The following is a 26,121-nucleotide window of genomic DNA, read 5'->3' as shown; positions in this document are numbered from 1 at the left end:
TGGATCAGTCGGCGTAGTCCGGCGCGGGCGGCATCCCGAAGAAGTCTTCGAGGCTGCGGAATCCGCCCGACGCGTAGGCCCCCGCGAGCTCAGGACCGATGTAACGGAGGTGCCACGGCTCGTACTCGTAGCCGGTGGTCGCCGTGTCGCCGTCGCCGTAGCGGACGATGAAGCCGAACCGGTGGGCATTGGCGGCGACCCAGTCCGACTGCGGGGTGCCGCCGAACCCCTCGATCGTGCCGCAGCCGTCGTCGCAGGCGACGACGTCGACCGCGAGGCCGGTCTGGTGCTCGCTGTGCCCGGGTCGTGCACTGGTGAGGTCCGCGTTGCTCTGGCCGAGCTTGCCGACGTAGTTGCGGTACGTCGCGACCTGCAGGTCGTACGAGCGGAACCCGCTGTTGACACCGATCTCGCCCGCCCCCTCGTCGCGAGCGGCCGAGACCAGCTGCGACAGTGCCGCGGCGACGTCGGCGCGCATGTGGCCTCCGCTGGTGCGCTCGACCCCCTCGGCACGCGCCTGCGGCTCGGGCCAGTAGTCGATCGGATCGAGAGCGTTGGCCTTGTTGACCAGGACCCACGTTCGGTCGGCCGCACGCAGGTCGACGCAGGGCGCCGTGCCCGACGAGATCGCCGAACGGAACGCTTCCGGGCCGCCCGCGGCGGCGATGGCCTCGGAGTCCGAGCCGGAGTCGAGCGCTTCGCGGAAGGCGGGGTCATCGCACACCGCTCCCCCGCCGCCCGGAGCGGCTTCGGCCTCGGCACCGTCGGCGCCGAGGGGAATCGCGGTCTGAGCCGGTGCCGGCAGCACGGTCGCACGCGGCATCTCGGCGGCGGCTTCGCCGCTCGCGACGGCGGCCGATCCGCCGGCCGCGGGCGGAGATCCCGACACGAGCGACGCGATACCCGTTGCGCCCGAGACCATGCCCGCGACGACGAGCACGGCCGCGCCACCCACGATCAGGCGACGACGCAGGTACACCGACGGCGGGTGTCGACGACCGCGCGCGGCGGGGGGCGCCTGCGTCCGCTCGCGCAGCTCGCGACGCGTCGGCAACGGCGCCGCGGCCGTCGCCCGCTCCCGTCGCGAGCGACGCGTCTCGGGGTGAGTCAGGTGCGCCACACGCCCATTCTGCCGTGCGACGTGCGCGGTTCCGGGGAGCCGCGGCCCTCCGGTTGACAACCGTTCGAATCTCTGTTCGAATCTCTCCATGCGTTGGCAAGGGCAGCAGGTGGGAGCGACGGATGCCGCGGCCCTTCCCGGCCTCGAGACGTTGACGGGTCTGGTGCGGTCGGTCACGACCCCCGAGTTCGCCGGGGTCACGTTCCACGAGGTGATGGCGCGATCCGCGCTCAATCGGGTTCCCGGCCCCTCGGCGATGCCCTTCGACTGGACCGTGAACCCCTACCGTGGCTGCACGCACGCGTGCGTCTACTGCTTCGCCCGCGGCACGCACGAGTATCTCGACCTCGATGCCGGCGCCGACTTCGACTCGCAGATCGTCGTCAAGCTCAACGTCGCCGAGGTGCTCCGCCGCGAGCTGGCGAAGCCCGGCTGGGCGCGCGAGCAGGTGGCGCTGGGCACGAACACCGATCCGTACCAGCGCGCCGAGGGCCGATACCGGCTCATGCCCGACATCATCACGGCGCTGGCCGAAAGCGGCACACCGTTCTCGATCCTCACGAAGGGCACGCTGCTGCGCCGCGATCTGCCGCTGCTGCGCGAGGCCGCGGCATCCGTGCCCATCGATCTGGCGATGTCGATCGCGGTGCTCGACGAGCCGCTGCGGCACCTGCTCGAGCCCGGAGCGCCCACCTTCGCCGCGCGGCTCGAAACCGTGCGCGCCGCGAGCGCGGCGGGCTTCCGAGTCACCGTGTTCCTGATGCCGATCGTGCCCCACCTCACCGATTCGGTCGAGGTGCTCGACACCGCTCTGACGCAGATCGCGGATGCCGGTGCGGCACGTGTCGTATACGGCGCCATGCATCTGCGACCCGGCGTGAAGCCATGGTTCCAGCAATGGCTCGCGCGCGAACGCCCCGACCTGGTTCCCGCGTATCGCGGCCTCTACCCCGGCGCCGCGGTGCAGGCGCCGCAGGGCTACCGCCGCATGCTGTCGGCGCGCGTTCGGCCGCTGCTCGCGCGTCTCCGCCTGCGGGGCGGTCTCGAAGAAGAGGAAGCGCAGCCCAGCACCCGGCGCTTCCGCCCCGGGCCGGTCGTCACGACGTCGCGTGGCCGCGCCGCCGCGGCATCCGTCCCGACGCTGTTCTGATGCGTCGCGGCTGGCGCCGCATTCACGATCCGTCGGCGACGACCTCGGCCTTGAACCCGGCGCTGCTCTCGAGCCAGCCCGCGTAATGATTCGGGCCTCCCGCGTGGGGATAGCGCTCGTGGTACAGCGGCGTCCATCCGTGGTCCGGGGCTTCTGCCATGACGCGGTCGACCCGGTCGGCAGTGCCCGCACTGAAGGCGAGGTGGTTGACGCCGGGCGCGCGGCGATCGTGCAGCCCCGGGCTGAGGTTCGGCGAGGTCGTCAGCGCCAGGTATGCACCGCCGGCGCTCCACGTCTCGCCGGTGGACCATGCGCTGTCGCGTTCGAAGCCGAGTTCGCGAAGCAGCCACCCCCACTCCGTCAGGGCGGACTCGAGCTCCGCGACCCAGATCTCGACGTGATGGAAACCGGCCACCGCCCCAGTCTCGTGCACAACGACGACAGCCCGCGAGCCGGGGGGCTCGCGGGCTGTCGTGGCGGCTCAGGTCAGGCGTCGACGTTCGACTGCTGACGGCCCGAGAGCTCCTCGAGCAGGTCGTCGCCGGGGCGCACGTCCTCGAACGGTGCGTCGATCTCGGCGCGCTCGAGCATCTCGGTCATGCGGCGGCGGCGCTGGCGGGTCACCAGCGTGACCACCGTGCCGGTGCGGCCGGCGCGACCGGTGCGGCCCGAGCGGTGCAGGTACGTCTTGTACTCATCCGGCGCGTCCGCCTGGACGACCAGGTCGATGTCGTCGACGTGGATGCCGCGGGCTGCGACATCCGTCGCCACGAGCACCCGCACCTTGCCATCGGTCAGGCGCTGCAGGTTGCGCGTGCGCTTGGCCTGATTGAGGTCACCGTGGAGGGCGACGGCGGGGATGCCGACATCGTCGAACTGCTCGGCGAGCATCTCGGCGTACGCGCGGGTCCGCGAGAAGACGAGCGTCTTGCCGTCGCGATCGACGAGGGAGTTCAGGATCTCCGCCTTGTCGCGGTGGTCGAGCACCAGCACGCGGTGGTCGATCGTCGAGGTGTCCTGGCTCTCGCCGGCGACCTCGTAGACGGCCGGCTCGACGAGGAACTCGTCGACGAGCGCGGCGACCTCACGGTCGAGGGTCGCCGAGAAGAGCAGCTTCTGCGCGCCGTCCTGAACGAGACGGAGGATGCGCTGCATCGGCTCGAGGAACCCGAGCTCGCTCATGTGGTCGGCCTCGTCGAGCACGACGATCTGCACCTCGGACAGGTCGAGCTTGCCCTGGTTCTGCAGGTCCTCGATGCGGCCGGGGGTGCCGATGATGATGTCGACGCCCTTCTTCAGCGCACCGACCTGACGCGCCTGCGGCACGCCGCCGTAGATCTGCGTCGTGAACAGGCCGACGCTCCGCGCGATGGCCTGCACCGTACGGTCGATCTGAAGCGCGAGCTCGCGGGTCGGCGCCAGGATCAGCGCCTTGGGCGAACGGCCGAACTCGCGGCGCTTGCCCGCCTGCGAGCGCAGGATCGACTCGACCAGCGGGGCGCCGAAAGCGATCGTCTTGCCCGAGCCGGTGCGGCCGCGGGCGAGCACGTCCTTGCCCTCGAGGATCGGCGGGATCGTCGCAGCCTGGATCGGGAACGGGGATGCCGCACCGAGCGCCTCGAGCTGACGCACGATGTTCTCGCCGAGTCCGAGGTCGCCGAACGATGCCTGGGCTACCGTCGCGGCGTCGACGGCTTCGGCCTGCAGGCGCTCGTGCACGGTGTCGACGTGGTCCTGGTGGGCCTTCGCAGCGGTCTCGGCCGCCCAGTTCGAGCGGCTCGGGCCGTCGGTGCGGCGAGGGCGGTCGTCGCGACGGGGACGATCGTCGAACGAACGAGCCGGTCGGTCGTCGCGGGCCGGACGGTCGTCGCGACGCGGACGGTCGCTGAAGTCGCGACGGGGACGGTCGTCGCGGTTCGGACGGTCGCTGAAGTCGCGACGCGGGCGGTCGTCGAACGAACGAGCCGGGCGGTCATCGCGAGCCGGACGGTCGTCGCGACGCGGACGGTCGCTGAAGTCACGACGGGGACGGTCGTCGCGGTTCGGACGGTCGCTGAAGTCACGACGCGGACGGTCATCCCGGTTCGGACGATCACCGAAGTCACGACGCGGACGGTCGTCGAACGAACGAGCCGGACGGTCGTCTCGGTTCGGACGATCGCCGAAGTCACGACGGGGACGGTCATCCCGATTCGGACGATCACCGAAGTCACGACGCGGACGGTCATCGAACGAACGAGCCGGACGGTCGTCACGGTTCGGACGGTCACCGAAGTCACGACGGGGGCGGTCATCCCGATTCGGGCGGTCATCACGGCGCGGACGGTCGTCACGGTACGACGGACGCGCGTCGCCGAAGGTGCGGCGGTCACCGCGGGGCTGCGCCTCGTACGGGCGGCGCCCACCGGCGGCATCCGACCGGCGGTCGTCGCGCGGGGCGCGGTCGTCGCGGCCGCCGCGGACGTCGCGGGCCTGCGAACGGATGCCGCGGGCTTCGTCGCGCCCGGCGCGCTCCTGCGCGCTCCACCGGTTCTTGCGGGGCGCCTCGTCCGACTCGGGCCGGTAGCCGCGGTGCGAGGGGCTCTTGCTGCCGGCCGTGCCGGCGGAGGACTGGCCGGGGCGGCGCTTGGCGTCCTGGTACGGGGTCTTCTTGCCGAAGCGGGGCTCGAAGTTCTGAGCTCGACCGCCAGCCGGCTTCTTGTTCTTGGGCATGGGTGTGTCCTTCGGGTTCTCGGCACGAGAACAGCGCCCGCGCACGCGGGCATACCCGGACATCCGTCGGCCGGGGCCATTCACATGGTGTTCATGCGCGCCGATCGGCGCTCACCATCGGCCCCCAGGACTCACAAAACCTGTCGCGATCACGCGTTGTCCCGAGCCGACCCGCCAACGATACGGCATCCGCCTGAGAAACGCCCTGGCGGGGCCGCCCGGCACGGCGCCCCGCCGGAGCGGATCAGGCCAGGCGGCGCCGGCGGGGTCCGCGCGATGCCCCGGGCACCGAACGGCTCGGGCGAGCGCCGCGCGTCGTGCCGGCGCCGGCGTCACGGCCGGGGTCGCCCGCCGACTCGTCCGCTTCGACGGGGATGACGAGGTGGCTCGGCGCATCCAGCGATCCACCGGCCGGCACGACGAGGTGCGTCGGCTCGGCCGAGGCCGCTTCGGCGAGACGCCGCTCGCGACGGGTCATCGGTGCCGCGGCGGCGGGGTATCCGGCGTCCTCGTGCTCGTCCGAGACCGCGCCCGCCGCGTTTCCGCGACGAGCCGCCCGGCGCTCGCGGGCGCCCTCGACGAGGTTGTACAGCGTCGGCAGCACGAGCAGGGTCAGCACGGTCGACGAGATGAGTCCACCGATGACGACGATCGCGAGCGGCTGCGAGATGAACCCGCCGTGCCCCGTGATGCCGAGCGCCATGGGCGTGAGCGCGAAGATCGTCGCGAGCGCCGTCATCAGGATCGGGCGCAGGCGTCGCGAACCACCGGCGATCGTCGCGTCGTGCGCCGACAGCCCCTTCTCGCGGTACTGGTTCACGAGATCGATGAGGACGATCGCGTTCGTCACCACGATGCCGATGAGCATGAGCACACCGATGAGCGACGCCACCCCGAGCGGGATGCCGGTGGCGATCTGCAGCAGGATGGCGCCGGTCGCCGCGAACGGCACCGAGACCAGCAGCAGCAGCGGCTGCCGCAGCGACTTGAAGGTCGCGACCATCACGATGTAGACGATCAGGATGGCCGCGAGCGCCGCGAGACCGAGCTGCGCGAAGGCATCCTGCTGCTGCGTCAGGACGCCGCCGATCTCGGCATCCGCCCCCTGCGGCAGATCAACCGTGTCGAGGGCATCGGCGACGGCGGCCGAGGCGGCGTTGAGGTCGTCGCCCGCGGGCGTCACGGTGACGGTCGCGGTGCGCTGACCGCGCTGCGTCGTGATCGAGGTCGGGCCTTCGCTCTGCTCGACCGTGGCGATGTCCTGCAGCGGGATCGCGCCGCCGGCGGTGGGGATCGTCAGCTGACGCAGCTCGTCGATCGTGGCCGGCTCCTGCGAGGCGGCGAGGTACACCGTCAGCGACGTGTCGTCGATCTCGACCGTGCCGATCGACTGGGGCTGCATCGTGCCCGAGACGATGCCGCCGACGGCGACCTCCGACAGGCCGCGGGATGCCGCCGCCTCGCGGTCGACGGTCACGGCGATGAAGGGCAGCGAGGCCGACAGGTTCGAGGCGACCTGGCTGACACCGTCGGCGTCCTGCAGCGACGAGACGACCGCGTCGGTGGCCTCGCGCAGCAACTCCTGGTCGGCCGCCGTGACGTCCACCTCGATGTCGCTCGAGCCGAACCCGCCGCCGGCTGCCGAGATCTGGATCTCGCCGACGTCGTCGAGATCGGCGACGGCCCGCTGAACGCGGTCGCGCACCTCGAGCTGGTCGGCCGAACTGTCGGTGGTGATCGAGTAGGTGATACCGCCACCGCCGCCCGAGAAGGCGTCGCGCAACTGTGAACCGGACGATCCGATCGACACCTGCACCGCGTCGATGCCGTCGAGGTCGGTGATGGCGTCCTCGACGCGCTGGGCTGCGGCATCCTCGGCCTCGAGCGACGCGGCCGGTCCGAGCGACTGGGTCATCGTGAACGTGTTCTGCCCCGAGTCGCCGAGGAAGTTCGTCTTCATGAGCGGCACCGCGAGAATCGTGCCGGCGAGGACGAGCACGGCCACGAGCAGCGTGACGACCGAGTGGCGCAGCGTCCAGCGCAGCACGGGCAGGTACGCCTTCTGCAGGCGAGACGGCGGGGCATCGGGGTGCTCGGGGTCGATCCGCTGGCCGTCGGCGCCGAGGACGGGCTTGCCGGGGCGCAGGAACCAGTACGCCAGCACGGGCACGATCGTCAGCGAGACGAACAGCGACGCGGACATGGCGATGGCCACCGTCAGCGCGAACGGGCGGAACAGCTCCCCGGTGAGGTCGCCGACGAAGGCGATGGGAAGGAACACCGCGACGGTGGTGATGGTCGACGCCGTGATCGCCGCCGCCACCTCGCGCACCGCGAGGGTGATCGCCGCGAGCTTGTCGGCTCCCTCGACGTAGTGGCGCTTGATGTTCTCGATGACGACGATCGAGTCGTCGACGACGCGCCCGATCGCGATGGTCAGCGCACCGAGGGTCAGGATGTTGAGCGAATAGCCGAACGCCTGGATGCCGACGAACGTGATGAGCACGCTCGTCGGGATCGAGATCGCCGTGACGATCGTCGAGCGCACCGACAGCAGGAACACGAGGATGACCAGCACGGCGAACACGAGGCCGAGCAGACCCTCCTGCGCGAGGGCCGCGATCGACTCCTCGATGAACGGCGCCTGGTCGAACACGACCGTGAACTGCGCGTCGCCGCCGAGGTCGTCCTCGAGGGCCGGGAGCGCGGCGAGCACGCCGCGCGAGACGTCGACCGTGTTCGCCGCGGGAAGCTTCGTGACCGCGATGGTCAGCGCCGGCTCACCATCGACGCGCGAGATCGAGGTGATGGGCGCCGGCTCTTGCGCGACGGTCGCGACGTCGCCGATCGTCGTGAGACCACCGGTCAGCTGCGCGGCATCCGTCGGCACGAGCGGCAGCGCCGACAGCTCCTCGACCGACGCGATCTTCGCGCCCGTCTGCACCGTGAGCGACTGGTCGCCTTCGGTGATCTCGCCACCGGGGAAGAGCACGCCGTTCTGCTCGAGCGCGTCGCGGATCGCCTGCTGGCTGAAGCCGGCTCCGGCGAGGGCCGCCTGATCGGGGGTGATGGTGATGCGCTCGGCACGTCCGCCGACCACCTGCGCGGCGTTGACGCCGTCGACGTCCTCGAGGTCGGGGATGACGGTGCTCTCGAGGCGCGCCTGCACCGACTCCTCGTCGTCGTAGCCCGTGACGGCGAGCTGGATGACGGGCAGGTCGTCGAGCGAGAAGCTCAGCACACTGGGGGTGACGCCGTCGGGCAGCTGGCTCTGAATGCGGTTGACGGCCTGCAGGATCTTCTGCTCGGCGGTGGCGAGGTCGGTGCCGTAGGTGAAGGACGCCTGGATGATCGACGCGTTGGTCGAGCTGGTCGCGGTCGTCGACTCCAGCCCGGGGATGCCTTGGATGGCGGTCTCGATCGGCGTCGAGACGTCGGTGTTCACGACCTCGGGCGAGGCGCCGGGGTAGGTCGTGACGACCGACAGCTGCGGCAGCTCGATCGACGGGATGAGCTCCTGCTTCAGGTTCGTGAGCGCGAGCCCGCCGAACACGGCGGCGACGATCGTGATCAGCGCGATGAGCGCACGGTTCTTCAGGCTCAGGACGGCGAGTTTCGACACAGGATCCCTCGGAGCGCCGGAAACGGCGCGGATGTCGGTGCGGTGCAGGTCGGGCGCAGAGCGCTCGTCGATACAGGACTGTATCGACGCCCAGTATCCCACGCCCGGCTATGGGTCAGCGGGGGAAGAGACCACCGACGGTCATCCCGATCGCCGCCGCCACGACGGCTGCCGCGAGGGTGCCGAACAGGTTGACGACGGCCCAGTCGCGACGACCCCGGCGCGCGAGCCGCACCGTCTCGACCGAGACGGTGCTGAAGGTCGTGTATCCGCCGAGCAGACCGATGCCGAGCACCGCCAGCACGTCGGCACCGATCACCGTGCCGAGGCCGGTGAGCAACCCGAGGAGCGCCGATCCGGTGACGTTCACGACGATGATCCCGATCGGGAAGGCGTCGCTCCGTCCCCGCGTGAGGACGACGTCGATGACGTAACGGATGCCGGCGCCGACGCCGCCCGCGACGACGAGGGCGATCATCATCCCCACGTTCATCCCGTTCACCGCGCCGCGCCCGTTCGGGAACCCGCCGACAGACCGAGCGCCGCGGCGAGCAGACCACCGATCAGCGAGACGGCCATGAGCACGAGACCCACGACGGGGGCATTGGTGGCGACCTCGATCGACTGGACTGCGAACGCACTGTAGGTCGTGAAGCCACCGAGCACTCCGGTGCCCACGAAGGCGCGTCGCCGCGGGTGCGCATCGCCCCAGCGACCGATGACGACGCCGAGGAGGAAGGAGCCGACGAGGTTGCATCCCAGCGTGAGAGACGGCACGACGAGCGGATGCATCCACCCGACGAACGGGACGGTCAGCGCGGCGCGCACAGCGACGCCCGCCGCGCCCCCGACCATCACGAGCAGGAGCGTCAGCGGCGATATCCGTGCGCGGCCGACCACGTCGCCACGGTAGTGCCGCGGCTCGTCGAGGCCGCGCCGCCACACCGCGAGCGGGGCGGCCGGCTCAGCCGAGGACGAGCGACCGGATCGCCGACTCGGGCGACACGTTCGTGTCCAGCAGCATCCCCGATCGGTAGCGCTCGAAGACCCGCGGGTCGATGTACGAGCTGCGGGCGACCGAGGGCGTGTTGCCGAGCGCGGTCGCGGCGGCGCGCACGGCCTCGACCTCGGCCTGGTGGATGGCGCGCGCGGTCTCGGCGATGCCGATGCGGGCGAGGGCGTCCGCCGCGACGACCGTGCCGCGCAGCGTCCGGAAGTCCTTCGCCGTGAACGGCCCGCCGGTGAGGGCTCGGACGTAGGCGTTGACCTCGTTGGGCGTCAGCGGCACCCGACGGCGCTCGCGCTGCCACGCGAGCAGCGGCGACGCCGGGCGACCCTCGATCAGCATCAGGATGGCGGCGGCGAGGTCGGGGTCGGAGATCTCGAGCGCTTGGCGCTGACCGCTCTTGCCCGAGAAGGCGAGGTTGACGATGCTCTCGGCCACGGAAGCGTCACGGCGGCGGAGCGTGGTGAGCCCGCGACTGCCGTGCTGCAGCAGGTAGCGCTGCGAACCGATGCGCAGCGCCGACCGGTCGAGCATGCGGAACGCGGCGGCCAGCACGCGCTCACGGTCGAGCTCCGCGCGCCGCAGCGACGTCGTCGCGCGCGAGCGGGCGCGGGGCAGCGCCTCGGCGAGCTCCATCGCCCGCGCGTACTTGCCCTTGTCGCGGCTGCGCGTCCAGTCGGGATGGTAGATGTACTGCCGCCGGCCGGCGTCGTCGGTGCCCACGACCTGGACATGACCCTGCGGGTTCTCGCTGATCCAGACGTCCTGCCACGCAGGCGGGATCACGATGGTGCGGATGCGCGCCAGATCGCGGCGGCCGATCGCGCCGCCGGCGGCGTCGGTGTAACGGAAGCCCTTTCCCGAGCGGATACGGCGGATGCCGGGATCGACGCCGGGGCGGACTCGGACGAGCCGGGGCACCTCAGTGATCGCGCAGCATCGAGATGAGCTGCGCCTTCTTCTTGCCCGAGTAGCCGGAGATGCCGAGTTCTTTCGCGCGCTTCTTGAGCTCGTCGACGGTCCAGTCCTCGTAGTCGCCGGACGTGCCGCCGCGATGTCCCACAGCCTTGCGCCCGTCACGGGCGGCCGCGTTCGAGATGCGGGCGGCCTTCTCTTTCGAAGCGCCGTCCTCGCGCAGCTCTTCGTAGAGCTCCGGGTCTTTCAGACTGTTGGATCCACGTCCCTGCGGCATGGCTGTCTCCCTTCGTCGTGGAGCCGAGATTACGAGCGCGACCAGAGCCGGCGCAGGTGCTTGACACGGTTCCCGCGCGCGCGTAGCCGCGTCGGTCTGCGCACCGTGCGCGTCGATGGGCGATGTCGGAGGTTCGTGGCAATATTCGAACATGTCTTCGAGTGCGGGATTCGGCAGCGACGCGGATGCCGCCGTGCTGGCCGCGCTCGTGGCGGATTGCTGGGCGAGTCGGCCTGCCGCAGCGAGCACCCGCACTTCGCGGATCTGACCCGCGCGGACCACATCGACCGCGCCCTCGGCAAGCTCGGGGGAGGACTCCTTGTGTGGACCTCCCCCACCGGGAGGATCTACCGCGAAGACGCACCACCGCCACTCGTCGCGTTCACCCCCGCGACGGATCCGCCGACGTCGGGCCGACCGATGACCGAGCCGCCTCCGAACGACATCCCGCCGTTCTGATCGAGCAGTCTGCACCCAGCCTCACGCCTGGGCGAATACCATCGCCGGAAATCCGGAGTCAAGCCCTCGCGGCGCACACACGGCTTTCTCTAATGTGACTGTCAGCGCTCACCGGCGCGAACGTCTCGCAGTCGGGACGGGTATTGGGAGACAGACAAGGAGCCCCCATGAACATCTTCCTGGTGATCATCATCGTGGTGGCGATCGTGCTCGCGATCGTCAGCGGCCTCAACAGCGCCCTCAGCTGGCTGCTCTGGGTCGCTCTGATCGTGGGTGTGATCGCACTCATCGCGTTCCTCTTCCGAGTAATCAGCGGAAACAAGCGCGTCTGACCGTCGCGTCGATAGAACGCCTCCACCCTCCGGGTGGGGGCGTTCTGCTTTTCCGGACGCATGGTGACAGACGCGATATATCGTGTTATGGTCCTGCTAACGCGATATATCGCGTATCGACTGCGACCGAGGTCGCCGAACAGAGGGAACGCCATGACACTCCAGAAGTGGATCGTCCACCCGGCTGAGACCCGGGTCATCGACGTCGACGACATCCGCAAGCTCAAGGTCAGCATGGTCGGTGGCCAGATCGACATCGTGGCCCATGACGAGCCGGGCGTACGGATCGAGGTGCACTCGGTCACCGGCAAGGATCTGCGCATCGAGGCGACGGGCGACACGATCGAGATCGATCACCCGCAGCTGCGCTGGGACAACTTCCTCCAGGTCTTCCGCAATTTCGGCTCCGTCGGCCCCAAAGCCGAGATCAGCGTGGCCGTACCGCGCGGCACCGACCTGACGCTCGGCGTCGTCAGCGCCAGCGCCCTCGTCTCGGGCCTCGAAGCAGACGCGCGCGTCAACACCGTCTCGGGCGACATCATCGTCGACGGCATCACGGGCGACGTCAGCGCCAACGCCGTGTCGGGCGACGTGCAGATCCGCGAGCTGCGCGGGGCTCTCAGCGCCAACTCCGTCTCGGGTGACGTCGCGGCCACCGGTGCGCTGCGCGCCGCCAGCATCGACACCGTCTCCGGCGCGATGCTCGTCGACTCGACCGGCCCTATCCAGTCCATCTCGCTGCACACGGTCAGCGGCGACGCCACCGTTCGCCTCGACGAGGGACTGCCCGCCAACTACCAGGTGCGCAGCGTCAGTGGACGCGTCCTCGTCGACGGCATCGTCCGATCGGGGCAGGGCACGGGCCCGCTCACGAGCTTCGCCGGATCGAGCGGCGAGCTCAGCGGCACGTTCGTCGACGTCCGCACCAACTCCGTCTCGGGCGACCTCACCGTTCTGCGCCGACCCGTCGCCGGCGGCACCGCGGTCAGCGCCGACGACGAGACCGACAGCCTCGCCGCGGCGCCGCAGACCGAATCCGCGCCGCAGAGCGAATCCGCACCCGACACCGTCGCGCCGCCCCTCGGCGACGACCAGCACCGCAGCCAGGAGTGACCGCCATGAGTCCCGTCTTCTCCCACGGCGATCTTCGCCTGTACCTGCTGTCCCTGCTCGATGAGTCGCCCCGCCACGGCTACGACCTCATGCAGGCGCTCTCCGACCGCACCGGCGGCACGTACTCGCCCAGCGCCGGAACCATCTACCCGCGCCTCGCCAAGCTCGAGGATGAAGGCCTCGTGACCAAGACCGTCGACGGTCGCAAGACCGTCTACGAGATCACCGACGCGGGACGCGAGCAGCTCGACGCCCGCCGGCACGACCTCGACGGCATCGAGGCCGGCCTCGCCGACAGCGTCCGCCTCATCGCCGACGAGGTGCGCGGCAGCGTCCGTGCAGCGATGAAGAGCCTGCAGGCCGACCTCGCCGCGGCCGCCAACGCCGACCGCGAGTCCGCGAAGCGCGCGCCTCAGCCCGAGAGCCCCCGCGCACAGGCACGCGCGCAGGCGCAGCGAGCGGATGCCGCGATCGCGGAGTTCCGCGTGAACGTCAAGGCCGACCTGCGCTCGCACGTCGCGCGGGACGGCGACATCGCCGCATCCGTCATCGACGACCTGGTCGCGACGCTGGACGGCGCACGACAGGACCTGCTGCGCGCGCTGCGCGGTTGAGTCCGTTCAGGCCTCTGGTCCGATGCCTCAGGGCTCGGGCCAGAGGTCTTCGTCGTCCGCGGCCTGCTGTCCCTGCGGCACGACCAGGATCGGCCGCTGCTGCCGGTGTGCCAGACGCGCGGCGACGGAGCCGGTGAAGAACTCGCGGATCGACTCGCCGATGCCGCGACGACGCGTTCCCACCACGAGCAGCTTGGCGTCCAGGCGGTCGGCGAGGTGCTTGATCGCGAGCGCCGGGTCGCCCACCAGTTGATGAACGACCCAGTCGACCGTCGACGCGGCGAGAGCCTCGGCGGCCGCGGTGCGGATCTGCTCGAGTTGCGCCGCGCTCGAAACCGCACCGAGGTCGATCGGCGCCGTATGGACGTAGCCGTCGGGATCCTCGTACGTGACGAATCGCGTCACGTCGACGTGCACGATCACGAGCCCGACACCGAGCATTCCGGCGTATCGTGCCGCCTCGATGAGGACGCGCGGCGACTGCCCGGGGATGACGCCGGCGATGACCGGCGTGGAAGGAAGCCGGCTCTCGTCTCGGACGGAGTGCTGTTCGACCATGATCGCCCCCTGTCTCGGCGGTCAGGCCGCGAGGGCAGGTGGCCACCGTGTTATTCTTGATGCTACTCTTCCCCGGCGCTGCGCCGGATCGTGAAATGCTCCGGGCGTCGCTAAACAGCCCGTGACTCAGAAATGAGGGGGTCTCGCATGGGGCGTGGCCGTCAAAAGGCGAAGCACACCAAGATCGCACGTGAGCTGAAGTACGACACCTACAATGTCAACTTCTCCTCGCTCGAGAAGGAGCTTGGGCACTCGGACGACGATCAGTACGTCGACAAGTGGGCTGACCAGTACTCCGACGAGTACGAGGACGAGAAGGCCTGACCGGGTTCATCACCATGCGCCGCGGCGCTGCTCCCACTCGTCTTCGATCGTTCGCGAGCGGGTGACGACGACCCCTGCGGGGATCGCGGCGAGCATCAGCACGCCGATCATGATCAGCGGCCCCGTCCAGTCCCCCGTCGCTTCCGACAGCAGAGCGAACGAGATGGGGAAGACCGCGGCGACGGCATAGCCGACGCTCTGGGCGAATCCGCTGAGCGCGACCGCGCCTTCGTGCGTCCGGGTCTTCAGCTGCATGAACACCAGCGCGGCGGGGAACAGCATCTGAGGCGTACCGAGCAGCACGACCCAGAGCACGACCGCAGCGCTCGGCGCGAACAGCAGCCCCGCGACGGCCACGAGTCCCGCCGTCGCGGCGACCGCGTAGATGACGCCAAGGCGCCGCCAGCGCGTGATGACCAGGGGCACGAGGATCGACCAGGGCAGTCCCATCGCACCGAACAGGGCGAGCAACGCGCCCGCCTCGGAGTGCGACACCCCGGCGAGGTCGACGAGGATGATGGGCAGCCACGCGAACGACGCGTAGACGCTCGAGGCCGACACGGCGAACGTCACGGCGATCGCCCACGCCAGCGGCAGCCGGAAGAGCCGGCCGAGCACGCGTGGTGGGGGCGGGGGCTCGACGGCATCCGCGGCATCCGCAGCCGCGGCGCGGCGCGACCGCCGCAGCGTCGCGACCCAGGGCACGATCGCCATCACCGCGAAGACCGACCACAAGCCGAGCGACAGTCGCCAGCCGGCGGTGTCGGCGATGGGCACCGCGACCAGCGGCGGCACGAAGGCCGCGATCGCGAGCATCGTCGAGTAGATCGACGTCATCGTTCCCACACGGTCGGGGAAGTACGTCTTGATCAGGGGCGGCAGCACGACGTTGCCGATGCTGATCGCCGCGAACAGCACGGTGGTGGCCGCCAGCAGCGTGCCCGCTTCCGGGGCGAGGGCACGTCCGAGCAGCGCCGTCGCGGCGATGACCATCGCCGCGACGGCGAGACGCTGCAGACCGAACCGTCGCTCGAGCACGGGAGTGACCACCCCGAAGACGGCGAAGCACACCGGTGGCGCGGCGCCGATCAGACCGGCGACCCACGACGGCACCCCGATGTCGGCGTCGATCTCGGCGAGGATCGGCGACAGCGACGCGACCGCCGACCGCAGCGAGAACGCCACGAGCACGACGCCGAGGAACGCGAGCGCACGCCCGCGCCAGAGAGCACTCACGACTGCTGGGTGCCCTCGACCCAGCTCAGATACTCGTCCGACACGGTGCCGGTGACGTAGCGGCCGTCGAAGCAGCTCATGTCGAGGTCGGTGATGCCCGTGCCCTCGACGATCGCGGCCTTGAGGTCGTCGATCTCCTGGTAGACGAGGTAGTCGCAGCCCAGCTCGCGCGCGATCTCGGGGATCGTGCGACCGTGCGCGATGAGCTCGTGACGCGAGGGCATGTTGATGCCGTAGACGTGCGGGTAGCGCACCGGCGGGGCCGCCGAGGCGAACGTGACGCTCTTGGCACCGGCATCCCGCGCCATCTGGATGATCTCTTTCGAGGTCGTGCCGCGCACGATCGAGTCGTCGATGAGCAGGACGTTCTTGCCCTTGAACTCGCTCGACATCGCGTTGAGCTTCTGCCGCACGCTCTTCTTGCGCACCGCCTGCCCGGGCATGATGAACGTCCGGCCGACGTAACGGTTCTTGTAGAAGCCCTCGCGGTACTCGATACCGAGCTTGCGGGCGACCTGCATCGCAGCGGGGCGCGACGAGTCGGGGATCGGCATGACGACGTCGATGGCGTCCTGCGGGGTGTACTTCGCGATCGTGTCGGCCAGGCGCTCACCCATGCGCAGGCGCGCCTCGTAGACCGAGATGCCGTTCATGATCGAGTCGGGCCGCGCGAGGTAGACGTACTCGAACGAGCACGGCGCGAGCTGCGTCTGCGCGGCGCACTGGCGCGCGTGCAGCGTGCCGTCGGCGTCGATGAACACCGCCTCGCCGGGTTCGACGTCGCGGACGACCTCGAAGCCGCCGTTCTCGAGCACGAGCGACTCGGACGCGACCGTCCACTCGTCGCGACCGTTCTCGGCCCGGCGGGTGCCGAGGATGAGGGGGCGGATGCCGAACGGGTCGCGGAACGCCAACAGCCCGTGCCCCGCGATGAGGGCGATCGCCGCGTACGAGCCCTCGACGCGCTCGTGCACCCGCTCGACGGCCTGGAACACCTGGTCGGGGTCGAGCGCGAGGCCGGAAATCGTGGTCTGCAACTCGTTCGCGAGGACGTTCACCAGCAGCTCGGTGTCGGAGCTGGTGTTCAGGTGCCGGCGATCGTTGCGGAACAGCTCGTCGGTCAGCTCGCGGGTGTTGGTGAGGTTGCCGTTGTGGACGAGAACGATGCCGTACGGCGCGTTGACGTAGAAGGGCTGCGCCTCTTCTTCGCTCGACGCGGTGCCCTTCGTCGCGTAGCGCACGTGACCGAGCCCGATGTTGCCGAGCAACGCGCGCATGTCACGCGTGCGGACGGCCTCGCGGACCTGCCCGCTCGCCTTGAAGATGTGGAAGACGCCGTTCCGCTCGGCGGTCGCGATGCCCGTCGAATCCTGGCCGCGGTGCTGCAGCAGCAGAAGGGCGTCGTAGATCTCCTGGTTCGCCGGGGACTGCCCGACGATGCCGACGATTCCGCACATGTGGTGTTACTTCGCTCCTGCTTCGCGGTATCCGCCGACCAGGCGCACGGCTCCGCCGTCCACGCCCTTCGCGCCCTGCTCGTAGTCGCCGTCGGGACGGGGACCGGTCGAGACGACGCCCGTCTGCCACGTGTCGATGCCGTCGGCGGTGAGCGCGGCGATCGCGGCATCCACGGCCTCGGGGGCCACGACGGCGAAGAAGCCGACGCCCAGGTTCCACGTGCCCTCGGTGCGCTGCACGTCGAGCCCGCCCAGGTCGGCGAGGACACGGAACACCGGCGAGGGCGACCAGGTCGAGCGGTCGACGTCGACCCAGCTGCCGCGAGGAAGCACGCGCGCGAGGTTCGCCGCGATGCCGCCTCCCGTGACGTGGCTGAGGGAGCGGATGCCGTCGCCGAGCTGCCCGATGAGGCGCAGCAGCGGTGAGGTGTAGAGGCGCGTGGGCTCGAGCAGCTGCTCGCCCCACGTGCGACCGAAGTCGGCGGCGTGGTCGCCGTAGCCGATGCCCGCACCAGAGATGATGTGACGGATCAGCGAGTACCCGTTGGAGTGCGGGCCGCTCGAGGCGAGCGCGAGCACGACGTCGCCATCCCGGACCCGCTCGGCGCCGAGCACCTGCGCGGACTCGACGACGCCGGTCGCGGCGCCCGCGACGTCGTAGTCGTTCACGCCCAGAAGACCGGGGTGCTCGGCGGTCTCGCCGCCGACGAGGGCCGTCCCCGTGGCGGAGCAGCCGTCGGCGATGCCGCGGACGATGTCGGCGATGCGCTCGGGCACGACCTTGCCGCACGCGATGTAGTCCGTCATGAACAGGGGCTTGGCGCCCACCACGACGATGTCGTCGACGACCATCCCGACCAGGTCCTGCCCGATCGTGTCGTGCTTGTCGATCGCCTGCGCGATCGCGACCTTCGTGCCGACGCCATCGGTCGAGGTCGCCAACAGCGGCTTGGTGTAGCCCAGCAGCGCGGTGGCGTCGAAGAGTCCGGCGAAGCCGCCGACCCCTCCGAGCACTTCGGCACCGTGGGTGCGACGGACGGCCGACTTCATCAGTTCGACGGCGAGGTCTCCCGCCGCCGTGTCGACACCGGCTTGGGTATAGGGATCAGTGGGACTCGAGGCCACGGCATCCACAGTACCGGCACGCGCGGGGCCCGAGTGCCGCCCGGCGGATGCCGGCCGTCCCGACGCGATCAGATCCCCTGCCAGGCCGGCTTGTTCGCCCACGCGTGGCGGTAGTACGGGGCCTCAGCGAGCGACGCCGCGGCGGCCTCGTCGACGACGACCGTGACGTGCGGATGCAGCTGCACCGCCGACCCGGGAGCCGAGGTGCTCACGGGGCCCTCCACCGCGGCAGCGACCGCGGCGGCCTTGGCCTCGCCGAACGCGAGCAGCACGAGGTGTCGGGCGCGCAGGATCGTGCCGATGCCCTGGGTGATGCAGTGCATCGGCACCTCGTCGGGCGAGTCGAAGAACCGTGCGTTGTCGGCGCGGGTCTCTTCTGCGAGGGTCTTCACCCGGGTCGACGAGGCGAGCGAGCTGCCCGGCTCGTTGAAGCCGATGTGCCCGGTGCGGCCGATGCCGAGGATCTGCAGGTCGACGCCGCCCGCCTCGCGGATCGCGGCCTCGTACTCCTCGCCGGCGGTCTCGATGCCGTCGAGCTCGCCGCGCGGCACGCGGATGTTCGCGGGGGTCAGCCCCAGCGGCTCGACGACCTCGCGCTCGATGACCCGGCGGTAGCTCTCGGGGTGACCGGCGGGCAGGCCCACGTACTCGTCGAGCGCGAAGCCGCGCACGCGCGAGACGTCGATGCCGTCGCCGCGCACCCGCTCGGCGAGGTGCCGGTACACCGCGAGCGGGGTCGATCCGGTGGCCAGGCCCAGCACCGCGTCGGGGCGGGCGCTGACGAGGTCGACGATCGCATCGCCCACCAGGCGGCCGGCCTCCTGCTCGTCGCGGACGATGATCACTTCTGCCATGGCGTTGCCTTTCGGGTCGGACCGGTTGATTCGTTCAGGTGAGACCGAGGGTCTCGGACAGCACGAGGGCCGCGGCGCCGCGCAACCGCAGGTCGCCGTCGCCCTCGGCGCGGCGCAGGATCAGGTCGTCGAAGACGATCGGCAGCACCCGGGCGCCGATCGCCTCGCGCGCGGCGTCGATGAGCACGCCGTCGAGCAGCGCCGCCGGACCGCTCAGCACGACGTCGGTCAGTCCGAGCGTGGCGATGAGCGGCGCGAGCGCGATGCCCAGGCAACGCCCGGCCTCGCGCCGGCGGTCGGCCGCGGCGTCGGCGTCGGACGCCGCAGCGACGCGGGCCTCGAGCTTCGGCACCGAGATCCAGGCCTCGAGGCATCCGGTCCGTCCGCACGCGCAGACGGGACCGGAGCCCTCGGTCACGACGACGTGGCCGAGCTCGCCCGCGGTCCAATTGCGGCCGTGCACGACGGAGCCGTCGATGATCGCCGCCGCCCCCACACCGGCACCGATGCGGACGAGCAGCAGATCGTGATCGACCTGCCCGTGGCTGAGCTCGCCGATACCCGCCGCGTTGAGGCCGTTCGCAACCGCGATCGGAAGCGAGGTGCGCTCGTGCAGGATGTCGCGCAGGGCGACATCCGTCCAGGCCAGGTGCGACGACTCGCGCACGACACCGGCGCCATCGACGATGCCCGGGGTCGACACGCCTACGCCCAGCACGGGCGCCTCGGCGCGGGCCACCAGGCGCTCGACGAGGTCGCCGAGCAGGGCCACGGCCTCATCACCGGTCGCGCCGCGCCGTTCGACGACCTCGCGGACGAGCACCGCGCCGGCGAGGTCGACGACCACACCCTCGAACGTGTCGCCGCTCGAGATCGACACGGCGACGACGTTGCGCGCGCTGCGTGCGAGGGCGAGAGCGCGGGAGGGGGCACCCGGTCCACTGCGCCGCCCGGCCCCGCGCTCGACGACGAGGTCGTCCTGCACGAGGTCGCCGACGAGGTCCGAGATCGTGACCTGCGACAGGCCGGTGGCGCGGGCGAGGTCGGCGCGCGAGAGCCCGTCCTGTCGGTACAGCGCCTGCAGCACGAGACGACGGTTGTTGCTGCGGGCGTCTTCGGGGCGGATGCGGCGACCGCGCGAGCGCGTCGATGCGCTTGCTGCCGACGTCGTCATGGCCATCCGCTCTCCCATCGAGTACAGTTCCCGAGAAATAATTCGGAAACGTTCTTAAACAATACTGTGGAACGTCCCGACCCCGCGCACATCGGAGTGACCCGTGAAATTCTTCCAACGACTCGGCAGGTCGATCATGCTGCCCGTCGCCGTCCTGCCCGTCGCCGCCATCCTGGTCGGCATCAGCTACTGGATCACGTCGGTGGCCGGCAGCAACCTGGTCTCGACGTTCCTCGCCGCCGCCGGCGGCGCGCTCATCGACAATATGGCGCTGCTGTTCGCGATCGGCATCTCGATCGGCATGGCCAATAAGTCCGACGGCACCTCCGCGCTGGCCGGTCTCGTCTCGTGGCTCACGATCACGACGCTTCTCAGCCCGACGACCGTCACCGGCTTCCTCGGCGTCGAGGATGTCGCCGAGGTCGACCCTGCGTTCGGCAAGGTGCAGAACGTCTTCATCGGCATCATCTGCGGCCTCATCGGCGCCTGGGCGTATAACCGCTTCAAGGACGTCAAGCTGCCCGACGCCCTGTCGTTCTTCTCGGGCAAGCGCTCGGTGGCGATCGTGACGGCGGGCGTTTCCCTGGTCGTCGCCGCCGTCCTGTTCTTCGTCTGGCCCGTCGTCTACACCGGTCTCGTGATCTTCGGCGAATGGATCTCGACGCTCGGCCCCGTGGGTGCCGGCATCTACGGGTTCCTCAACCGCCTGCTCATCCCCCTCGGCCTGCACCACGCGCTGAACTCGGTGTTCTGGTTCGACGTCGCCGGCATCAACGACCTCAACAACTTCCTCGCCGGCTCGGGCGGTGACGGTGTCTTCGGAACGACCGGCCAGTACATGACCGGGTTCTTCCCGATCATGATGTTCGGCCTCCCCGGCGCCGCCCTCGCGATGTACGTCACCGCCAAGACCAAGCGCAAGAAGATGGCATCCGGCATCCTGCTCTCCGCCGCCTTCGCATCCTTCTTCGTCGGCGTCACCGAGCCCCTCGAGTTCGCGTTCATGTTCCTCGCGCCCTGGCTGTACCTCGTGCACGCCGTCTTCACCGGCATCTCGGTCTTCATCGCGGCGCTGCTTCCGACGCGGATGGGCTTCGGGTTCTCGGCCGGCTTCATCGACCTCGTCCTCGGGTGGATGAACCCGCTCGCGCAGAACCCCTGGATGATCCCGGTCATGGGCATCTTCTGGTTCGCGGTGTACTTCATCGTGTTCCGCTTCCTCATCCTGAAGTTCCGCCTCAAGACGCCGGGACGCGAGGACGACGATGAGTCGCTCGACGCGTCGTCGGGCACCGCACCCCGCGGCGACTACGCCGACACGGCGGAGCGTTTCGTCGCGGGCCTCGGCGGCAAGGAGAACATCGTCCAGCTCGACAACTGCGCCACCCGTCTCCGCCTCGAGGTGGCCGACACGGCCCGCGTCGACGACGCCGCCCTCAAGCGGGCGGGCGCCGCCGGGACGGTGATCTCGGGCGCGAAGTCCGTGCAGGTCGTCTATGGACTCAACGTGCAGTTCGTCAAGGACGCGATGGATGATGTCCTCGCCGGCCGCAGCGTCACGCGCAGTGCGCCCGCCGGCAGTGAGGCACGCACCGAGACGCCCCACGCAGCCGGGGGCACCGCCACCGCCACCGTGCTCCGCCTGACGCAGCCGGTCGCCGGCGCGGTGCTGCCGCTGTCGGCCGTGCCCGACCCGGTCTTCGCGCAGGGGACGATGGGCCCCGGCGTGGCGATCGAGCCGAGCGGCGACACCGTCGTCGCTCCCGCCGAGGGCACGGTCACGACGGTGTTCCCCACCGGCCACGCGATCGGCGTGACCCTCGATGACGGCACCGAGCTGCTCATCCACGTCGGCATCGACACGGTCGACATGAAGGGCTCGGGGTTCCAGCCGCTCGTGCAGCAGGGCGAGCGGGTCCACGCCGGCCGCCCGCTGCTGCGGTTCGACGCCGCGGCGATCCGTTCGGCCGGATACAACCCGATCACGCCGGTCATCGTGCTGAACAACGCACAGGCCACGATCGAGTTCGTGTGACCCTCGACGGCCGGTGCCGAGCGCGTCGCGTGCGCTGCCGGCACCGGCCGTCTGCGTCACCGGCGGATCTAAACTGGGCGCCATGAATGCGGCGGGCGCTCCGGAGTGGGTGGTGCGAGAGGATGCCTCGGCACCGACCGTCGTCGCGCTCTACCTGCGGCAGGCGCTCGGCGTCCGATCGCCCGACGAGCTGCCTCACCTGCGCGGCATCGACGCAACGCCGCCCGCCCGGTCGGCGGACGAGCAGCACGAGCTCGAGCGGCAGTGGCGCGCCTACTTCGCGATGACGGTCGAGCCGCTCGCGCATCCCTCGCCGGTTCCCCTCGACCTCGTCGCAGGCTTCGACACGCTGGTCGCCCTGCCGACCGAGGGGTTCGACCTGCTCGAGCGCGAGATGCGCCCGCACGCCCCGCGCGCCGTCACCTTCGCCCGTGATGTGCAAGCTCGCTACGCCGCGCGCAGCGAGTCGGCGGGCGCCGTCGCGTATCGCGCCTATGCGGGAGCGCTCGCCCAGCACGAGCGCCGCATCGGACGGCGCGCCCACTCGTTCGAGCTCAACGTGCAGGTCCTGCCGCTCAGCCAGCGGGGCGTGTGGTGGATCGGATCGCTCACCATCGCCGTCACCGACGGGCTGCGCAGCGACATCGCCGCCTTCGACGCCGCGATCGCCCCGATCATCGCCGAGATCGCCTGACGCGAGCCCGCAGCCGGATGCCGCAGCTCGGGCAGCGTCTCAGGCGTCGTCGGTGGAGCGCACGCGCTCGTGGACGATGCGCACCTCGCGCGAGCGACGCCGCGCCGACCGATCGAGGATGAGCGCAACGACCCCGCCCAGAGCCATCCCCACGGGGATCGCGCCGAGCGCGATGAAGCCGAACACCTGACCGACCGAGTACTCGAGGCCCGTGCTGGTGCTGACCCCGCCGTCCGAGACGCCGAAGGTGAGTGCCAGGGCGGCGATGATGCCGACGGCCGCGCCGAGCAGGAGGAAGACGCTGTACTTGGGCACGCGGCGCACACGCGCCGACTCGACCCGTTCGGTGATCTCCTCAGCCATACCCCTATTGTCGCACCGCCCGGGGTGGCCCGGGCGGTGCGACGTCCCGGGAGGCACCGTATGCGGCGCCTCCCGGGGGTTTCGTCACGCCATCAGCCGCCGACGGGCGATCGAGACGGCGAGCGCACCGATCAGCAGCATCCCGGCTCCGACCCACATCAGGTCGAGGGGCGCGTCACCGCCGGTGGCTGCGAGCGTCGCGTCGGTGGATGCGTCGCACGGCACCTCGGCACCCAGCGGGAAGGCGAAGCTCACCGGGTCAAGCGCTTCACCCGCGGCGTAGAAGCCGCCGAAGGCCTCGGCGCCGGCGGCGGTCAGCGTCGCGGCGGCGCCATCCCAGCTCACCCGGTTCGCGGTCTCTGTGGCTGCGGGCAGCGACAGGGCCGCGAACACGACGCCGTTCGCGTTCACGTCAGACGAACCGTTGTACCCCTTCGATTGCACGTTGACGATGAGCGATGCGGTGTTCGCGCCGGTCACCTGGACGCGCGGGTTCGACAGCGTCATGTCGAGCAGCCCGCCGTGGCCGGTGTAGTGGACGGCACCGCCGAAGCTCACCCGCCCGCGGTCGTTCTCGGGGCTGTAAGCGCCGGATCCCGACCCCCACCCGCCCGAGATCTCGCCGCGCGCGATCGGCCCGGTGATGTACGACCGGTACGACTCCTTCACGCCCCACTGGATCGTCGCCCCCGACACCGACCGGGCGACGCACGACGGCATCGGTACGGTCTCGATCGCCGGAGTGACGACGGCCGCCGTGACGGTGAAGCCGGCGGATGCCACGACGGTGCCGCCCACGCTCAGCTCGAGAGTGTGCGCCCCCGCCGCGAAACCGGTCGGCACCATCCACGACCACGACACGCGACCCGCCGCGTCCGCCGTGGCTGTGCCGATCGTGACGGGCTCGGAGCGTGCGATCGCGGTCACGATGTCGCCCGCGGCGAAGCCGCCGCCCGCGATGTCGATCGTTCCACCCTGCGCGGCGGAGGCGCCGCCGGGGAACGCCACGAACGGACGCGAGGGCTGCGCCACCGTCACCTCGGCGAAGGCGTCGAGCGAGCGGTCGATGATCGACAGCTCGTGCGCCGCCGACGTCACGACGTGGTAATTCGCGCTCGGGCCGGTCGCTCCGGCGGGAATCGTCAGCTCGGTCGTGAAGGCACCGTCGACGATCGCCTCCGGGCGCACCCACGACAGGGTGATCCAGCCGTCGGATGGCAACGGCCCCGTGCCCGCCCATACCGACGTCTCGCCGAAGCCCACGTAGACGCCGTTGACGGCACTGTCACCGCGGTAGCCGGTGCCCGACACGACCAGCGTGTTCTCGACCGCGGGGTCGAGGTCGGCGTTCGGGGTCACCGTGATCCTCGGCTCCGTCGTCGGCTGCGGCTCGGGCTGCGGGACGACCGCTGACCACGTCACCGGCACGAAGAGCTCGTTCGCCGGCTGGATGCCGTCGGTCGCGGCGTTGCCGAACGTGAACACGCCGAGCCGGTGGTCGGCCGACGGTCGCGCCTGGTCGGCGACGGTCTTACTCACCTCAACGGTCCACGAGAAGTCGACCGTGCCGTCGGCGTTCTCGCGCCACTGCACGTTGGCGTCGGCCGCGGGTGCCGATGAGACCCGGGTGGACACGACCGACCGACGGTCGATGTCGGCCCCGCCCGCAGACGGCTTCCACGTGTCGTTCGCCCACCCGAAGCGGAGGGCGAAGCCCGCGGTCTTCTCGTAGTTCTGGCCCTCGACCGTCAGCGTGGCACCGCTGGGGTCGACATCCGTGTCGGGAGTGACCGTGAGTGTCGGGGCGGGTGCCGGATCGACCGGGGCTGCCGCGAACGACACCGAGGCCTTGGCGTCCTGAGAACGGTCGGCCATGGCCCGGCGATCGGCGATCGTGTAGACCGCCGTCGTGTCGCCCTTCGGTGCGACGGTCAGGGTGGTCTCGAACGACCCGTCGGGGGCGAACGTCACCATCGTGGGGGTCGTCGGGCTCGACGTCACGACTTTCGCGCCGGCGGTGCACCCCGCTGCGATGAAGGCGAAGTCGACATCGGTCAGAGGCCGGTCGGTGCAGGTCGTGAGATAGATCGGCTTCGACGGGTCGTAGCCGGTTCCGGTGACGGCGATCTCCTCACCGGCCGGGTCGAGGCCCGCGGACTTCGACAGCGTCAGCGTCGGGATCCGGGGCGGCTCGGGCGTCGCCGGACGCGGTGCGACGGTGTGATTGACCGCCGCCGACGTCGACGCGATGTACGCGCTCGGGTCGGCGGGGGTGAACGAGGCCGAGAGCTGGTGGTCGCCAACAGCAAGCGTGCTCGTGGTCAGCGACGCGATCCCGCCCGCCACGGCCGTCGTCCCGAGCGCCGTCTGCCCGTCGGTGAACGTCACCGTGCCGTCCGCGGCCGGCGACACGGCGGCGCTCAACGTCAGCGGCTGAGCGTCGACGCTCTCCCCCGCCGGCGACACCGTCAGCGACGTCACCGTCTGCTCCGCGACGCGCGGGAACAACGCGTCCCAATCGATCGCGACCGACGTCCGAGCAAGGACGTTCGCTGCCGAGGGGAAGGACCGGGTCGGCCACGCGATCACCTCGTAGGAACGCGACCGGTCGAGGGTCGCCGCCGGCACGGTCAGCTCCCCCGACACGGTCCCGGAGTCCGAGACCCGCAGCGAGAGTGCCGGCGTCGTGCTCTGGTCGGCGTCGAAGCTGCCCGCCTCGACGAAACCGACGTACACCGACCGGAAGGGCTGCCCCGGGAACACCGGCGCATTCTCGAACCCCGCGCCGGTGACGGCGACCGTCACGGCTTCGCCGGGCACGGCGGTCGACGACGCAACCAGCGTCGATCCGGCTGCCACCGCCGGTGTGGCGACGCCCACGACGGCAGCCATAGCGACGAGCGCACCGGCCAGCGTGCTCGCGAGCGCCCGCCGCGCGGCCGCTCTTCTCGTTCTCAACATGCGGAACCCCTCCAGGAATC

The 26,121-nt window shown here is 70.5% G+C and carries 23 protein-coding genes; 7 read left to right on the top strand and 16 right to left on the bottom strand.

Features of this window, described 5'->3' with window-relative positions; all coding sequences use genetic code 11:
- Window positions 1–4: 4 nt before the first annotated feature.
- Window positions 5–1,120 carry a M15 family metallopeptidase gene (locus PUW82_RS03030; RefSeq protein ID WP_274220861.1) on the bottom strand — a complete coding sequence of 372 codons (1,116 nt, stop codon included), beginning with the start codon at window positions 1,118–1,120 and terminating at the stop codon, window positions 5–7.
- 88 nt (window positions 1,121–1,208) lie between these two features.
- Here PUW82_RS03030 and PUW82_RS03025 point away from each other — a divergent pair, with 88 nt between their 5' ends.
- Window positions 1,209–2,270 (top strand): Rv2578c family radical SAM protein, encoded by a 1,062-nt coding sequence (locus tag PUW82_RS03025; RefSeq protein ID WP_274220860.1) that lies wholly within the window; start codon window positions 1,209–1,211, stop codon window positions 2,268–2,270.
- 22 nt (window positions 2,271–2,292) lie between these two features.
- Here the strand turns inward: PUW82_RS03025 and PUW82_RS03020 are convergent, their stop codons facing one another.
- From PUW82_RS03020 to PUW82_RS02990, 7 genes are all read right to left on the bottom strand, one after another.
- Window positions 2,293–2,685: a VOC family protein gene (locus tag PUW82_RS03020; RefSeq protein WP_274220859.1), complete on the bottom strand. Its 393-nt coding sequence runs from the start codon at window positions 2,683–2,685 to the stop codon at window positions 2,293–2,295.
- Window positions 2,686–2,756: 71 nt separating this feature from the next.
- Window positions 2,757–4,982: a DEAD/DEAH box helicase gene (locus PUW82_RS03015; protein WP_274220858.1), complete on the bottom strand. Its 2,226-nt coding sequence runs from the start codon at window positions 4,980–4,982 to the stop codon at window positions 2,757–2,759.
- Window positions 4,983–5,226: 244 nt separating this feature from the next.
- Entirely contained in the window at window positions 5,227–8,604 is a 3,378-nt protein-coding gene (locus PUW82_RS03010; protein ID WP_274220857.1) for an efflux RND transporter permease subunit, read from the bottom strand.
- Window positions 8,605–8,719: 115 nt separating this feature from the next.
- Complete coding sequence (locus PUW82_RS03005) at window positions 8,720–9,085, bottom strand: fluoride efflux transporter FluC (protein WP_337994537.1); 366 nt, start codon at window positions 9,083–9,085, stop codon at window positions 8,720–8,722.
- 17 nt (window positions 9,086–9,102) lie between these two features.
- The gene (locus PUW82_RS03000) at window positions 9,103–9,504 is read right to left on the bottom strand and encodes a fluoride efflux transporter FluC (protein ID WP_274220855.1); all 402 of its coding nucleotides are present in this window, start codon (window positions 9,502–9,504) and stop codon (window positions 9,103–9,105) included.
- 64 nt (window positions 9,505–9,568) lie between these two features.
- Window positions 9,569–10,531 (bottom strand): DNA topoisomerase IB, encoded by a 963-nt coding sequence (locus PUW82_RS02995; RefSeq protein WP_274220854.1) that lies wholly within the window; start codon window positions 10,529–10,531, stop codon window positions 9,569–9,571.
- A gap of 1 nt (window position 10,532) precedes the next feature.
- Window positions 10,533–10,802 carry a DUF7218 family protein gene (locus tag PUW82_RS02990; protein ID WP_274220853.1) on the bottom strand — a complete coding sequence of 90 codons (270 nt, stop codon included), beginning with the start codon at window positions 10,800–10,802 and terminating at the stop codon, window positions 10,533–10,535.
- 626 nt (window positions 10,803–11,428) lie between these two features.
- Here PUW82_RS02990 and PUW82_RS02985 point away from each other — a divergent pair.
- The 3 genes from PUW82_RS02985 (at window position 11,429) to PUW82_RS02975 (ending at window position 13,320) form a co-directional block, all read left to right on the top strand.
- A complete protein-coding gene (locus PUW82_RS02985; RefSeq protein ID WP_210006707.1) occupies window positions 11,429–11,593 on the top strand; it encodes a hypothetical protein in 165 nt (54 codons plus the stop codon).
- A gap of 153 nt (window positions 11,594–11,746) precedes the next feature.
- Entirely contained in the window at window positions 11,747–12,706 is a 960-nt protein-coding gene (locus PUW82_RS02980) for a DUF4097 family beta strand repeat-containing protein (protein ID WP_274220852.1), read from the top strand.
- 5 nt (window positions 12,707–12,711) lie between these two features.
- Window positions 12,712–13,320, top strand: coding sequence for a PadR family transcriptional regulator (locus tag PUW82_RS02975; RefSeq protein ID WP_274220851.1), 609 nt, complete (start codon window positions 12,712–12,714; stop codon window positions 13,318–13,320).
- Between the two features lie 27 nt (window positions 13,321–13,347).
- Here PUW82_RS02975 and PUW82_RS02970 read toward each other — a convergent pair whose 3' ends face one another.
- Window positions 13,348–13,878, bottom strand: a complete 531-nt coding sequence (locus tag PUW82_RS02970; RefSeq protein WP_274220850.1) for a universal stress protein — start codon at window positions 13,876–13,878, stop codon at window positions 13,348–13,350.
- A 147-nt stretch (window positions 13,879–14,025) separates the two neighbouring features.
- Here PUW82_RS02970 and PUW82_RS02965 point away from each other — a divergent pair, with 147 nt between their 5' ends.
- The gene (locus PUW82_RS02965) at window positions 14,026–14,202 is read left to right on the top strand and encodes a DUF3073 family protein (RefSeq protein ID WP_091501735.1); all 177 of its coding nucleotides are present in this window, start codon (window positions 14,026–14,028) and stop codon (window positions 14,200–14,202) included.
- Between the two features lie 9 nt (window positions 14,203–14,211).
- On the opposite strand, the gene PUW82_RS02960 is transcribed toward PUW82_RS02965, so the two are convergent.
- The 5 genes from PUW82_RS02960 to PUW82_RS02940 all read right to left on the bottom strand — a co-directional run bounded on the left by PUW82_RS02960 (window position 14,212) and on the right by PUW82_RS02940 (window position 20,048).
- On the bottom strand, window positions 14,212–15,438 hold the full coding sequence (locus PUW82_RS02960) for an MFS transporter (protein WP_274220849.1): 1,227 nt from the start codon (window positions 15,436–15,438) through the stop codon (window positions 14,212–14,214).
- On the bottom strand, window positions 15,435–16,895 hold the full coding sequence (gene purF / locus PUW82_RS02955; RefSeq protein ID WP_274220848.1) for an amidophosphoribosyltransferase: 1,461 nt from the start codon (window positions 16,893–16,895) through the stop codon (window positions 15,435–15,437). The genes PUW82_RS02960 and purF overlap by 4 nt, the downstream gene beginning before the upstream one ends.
- A 6-nt stretch (window positions 16,896–16,901) precedes the next feature.
- Window positions 16,902–18,020: a phosphoribosylformylglycinamidine cyclo-ligase gene (gene purM / locus PUW82_RS02950; RefSeq protein WP_274220847.1), complete on the bottom strand. Its 1,119-nt coding sequence runs from the start codon at window positions 18,018–18,020 to the stop codon at window positions 16,902–16,904.
- Between the two features lie 68 nt (window positions 18,021–18,088).
- Window positions 18,089–18,874: a glucosamine-6-phosphate deaminase gene (gene nagB, locus PUW82_RS02945; RefSeq protein WP_274220846.1), complete on the bottom strand. Its 786-nt coding sequence runs from the start codon at window positions 18,872–18,874 to the stop codon at window positions 18,089–18,091.
- Window positions 18,875–18,908: 34 nt separating this feature from the next.
- Complete coding sequence (locus PUW82_RS02940; protein ID WP_274220845.1) at window positions 18,909–20,048, bottom strand: ROK family transcriptional regulator; 1,140 nt, start codon at window positions 20,046–20,048, stop codon at window positions 18,909–18,911.
- Between the two features lie 103 nt (window positions 20,049–20,151).
- Between PUW82_RS02940 and nagE the strand changes: the two genes are divergently transcribed.
- Entirely contained in the window at window positions 20,152–22,083 is a 1,932-nt protein-coding gene (gene nagE, locus PUW82_RS02935; RefSeq protein ID WP_274220844.1) for an N-acetylglucosamine-specific PTS transporter subunit IIBC, read from the top strand.
- 82 nt (window positions 22,084–22,165) lie between these two features.
- Window positions 22,166–22,777 carry a zinc-binding alcohol dehydrogenase gene (locus tag PUW82_RS02930; RefSeq protein ID WP_274220843.1) on the top strand — a complete coding sequence of 204 codons (612 nt, stop codon included), beginning with the start codon at window positions 22,166–22,168 and terminating at the stop codon, window positions 22,775–22,777.
- A gap of 39 nt (window positions 22,778–22,816) precedes the next feature.
- Here PUW82_RS02930 and PUW82_RS02925 read toward each other — a convergent pair whose 3' ends face one another.
- Window positions 22,817–23,140: a potassium transporter Trk gene (locus PUW82_RS02925; protein WP_274220842.1), complete on the bottom strand. Its 324-nt coding sequence runs from the start codon at window positions 23,138–23,140 to the stop codon at window positions 22,817–22,819.
- A gap of 84 nt (window positions 23,141–23,224) precedes the next feature.
- Window positions 23,225–26,101, bottom strand: a complete 2,877-nt coding sequence (locus tag PUW82_RS02920) for an HtaA domain-containing protein (protein ID WP_274220841.1) — start codon at window positions 26,099–26,101, stop codon at window positions 23,225–23,227.
- Between the last annotated feature and the right edge of the window lie 20 nt (window positions 26,102–26,121).

Source organism: Microbacterium thalli (assembly GCF_028737325.1).
Classification (GTDB): Bacteria; Actinomycetota; Actinomycetes; order Actinomycetales; family Microbacteriaceae; genus Microbacterium; species Microbacterium thalli.
This window is presented reverse-complemented; position numbering and strand designations above follow the sequence as displayed.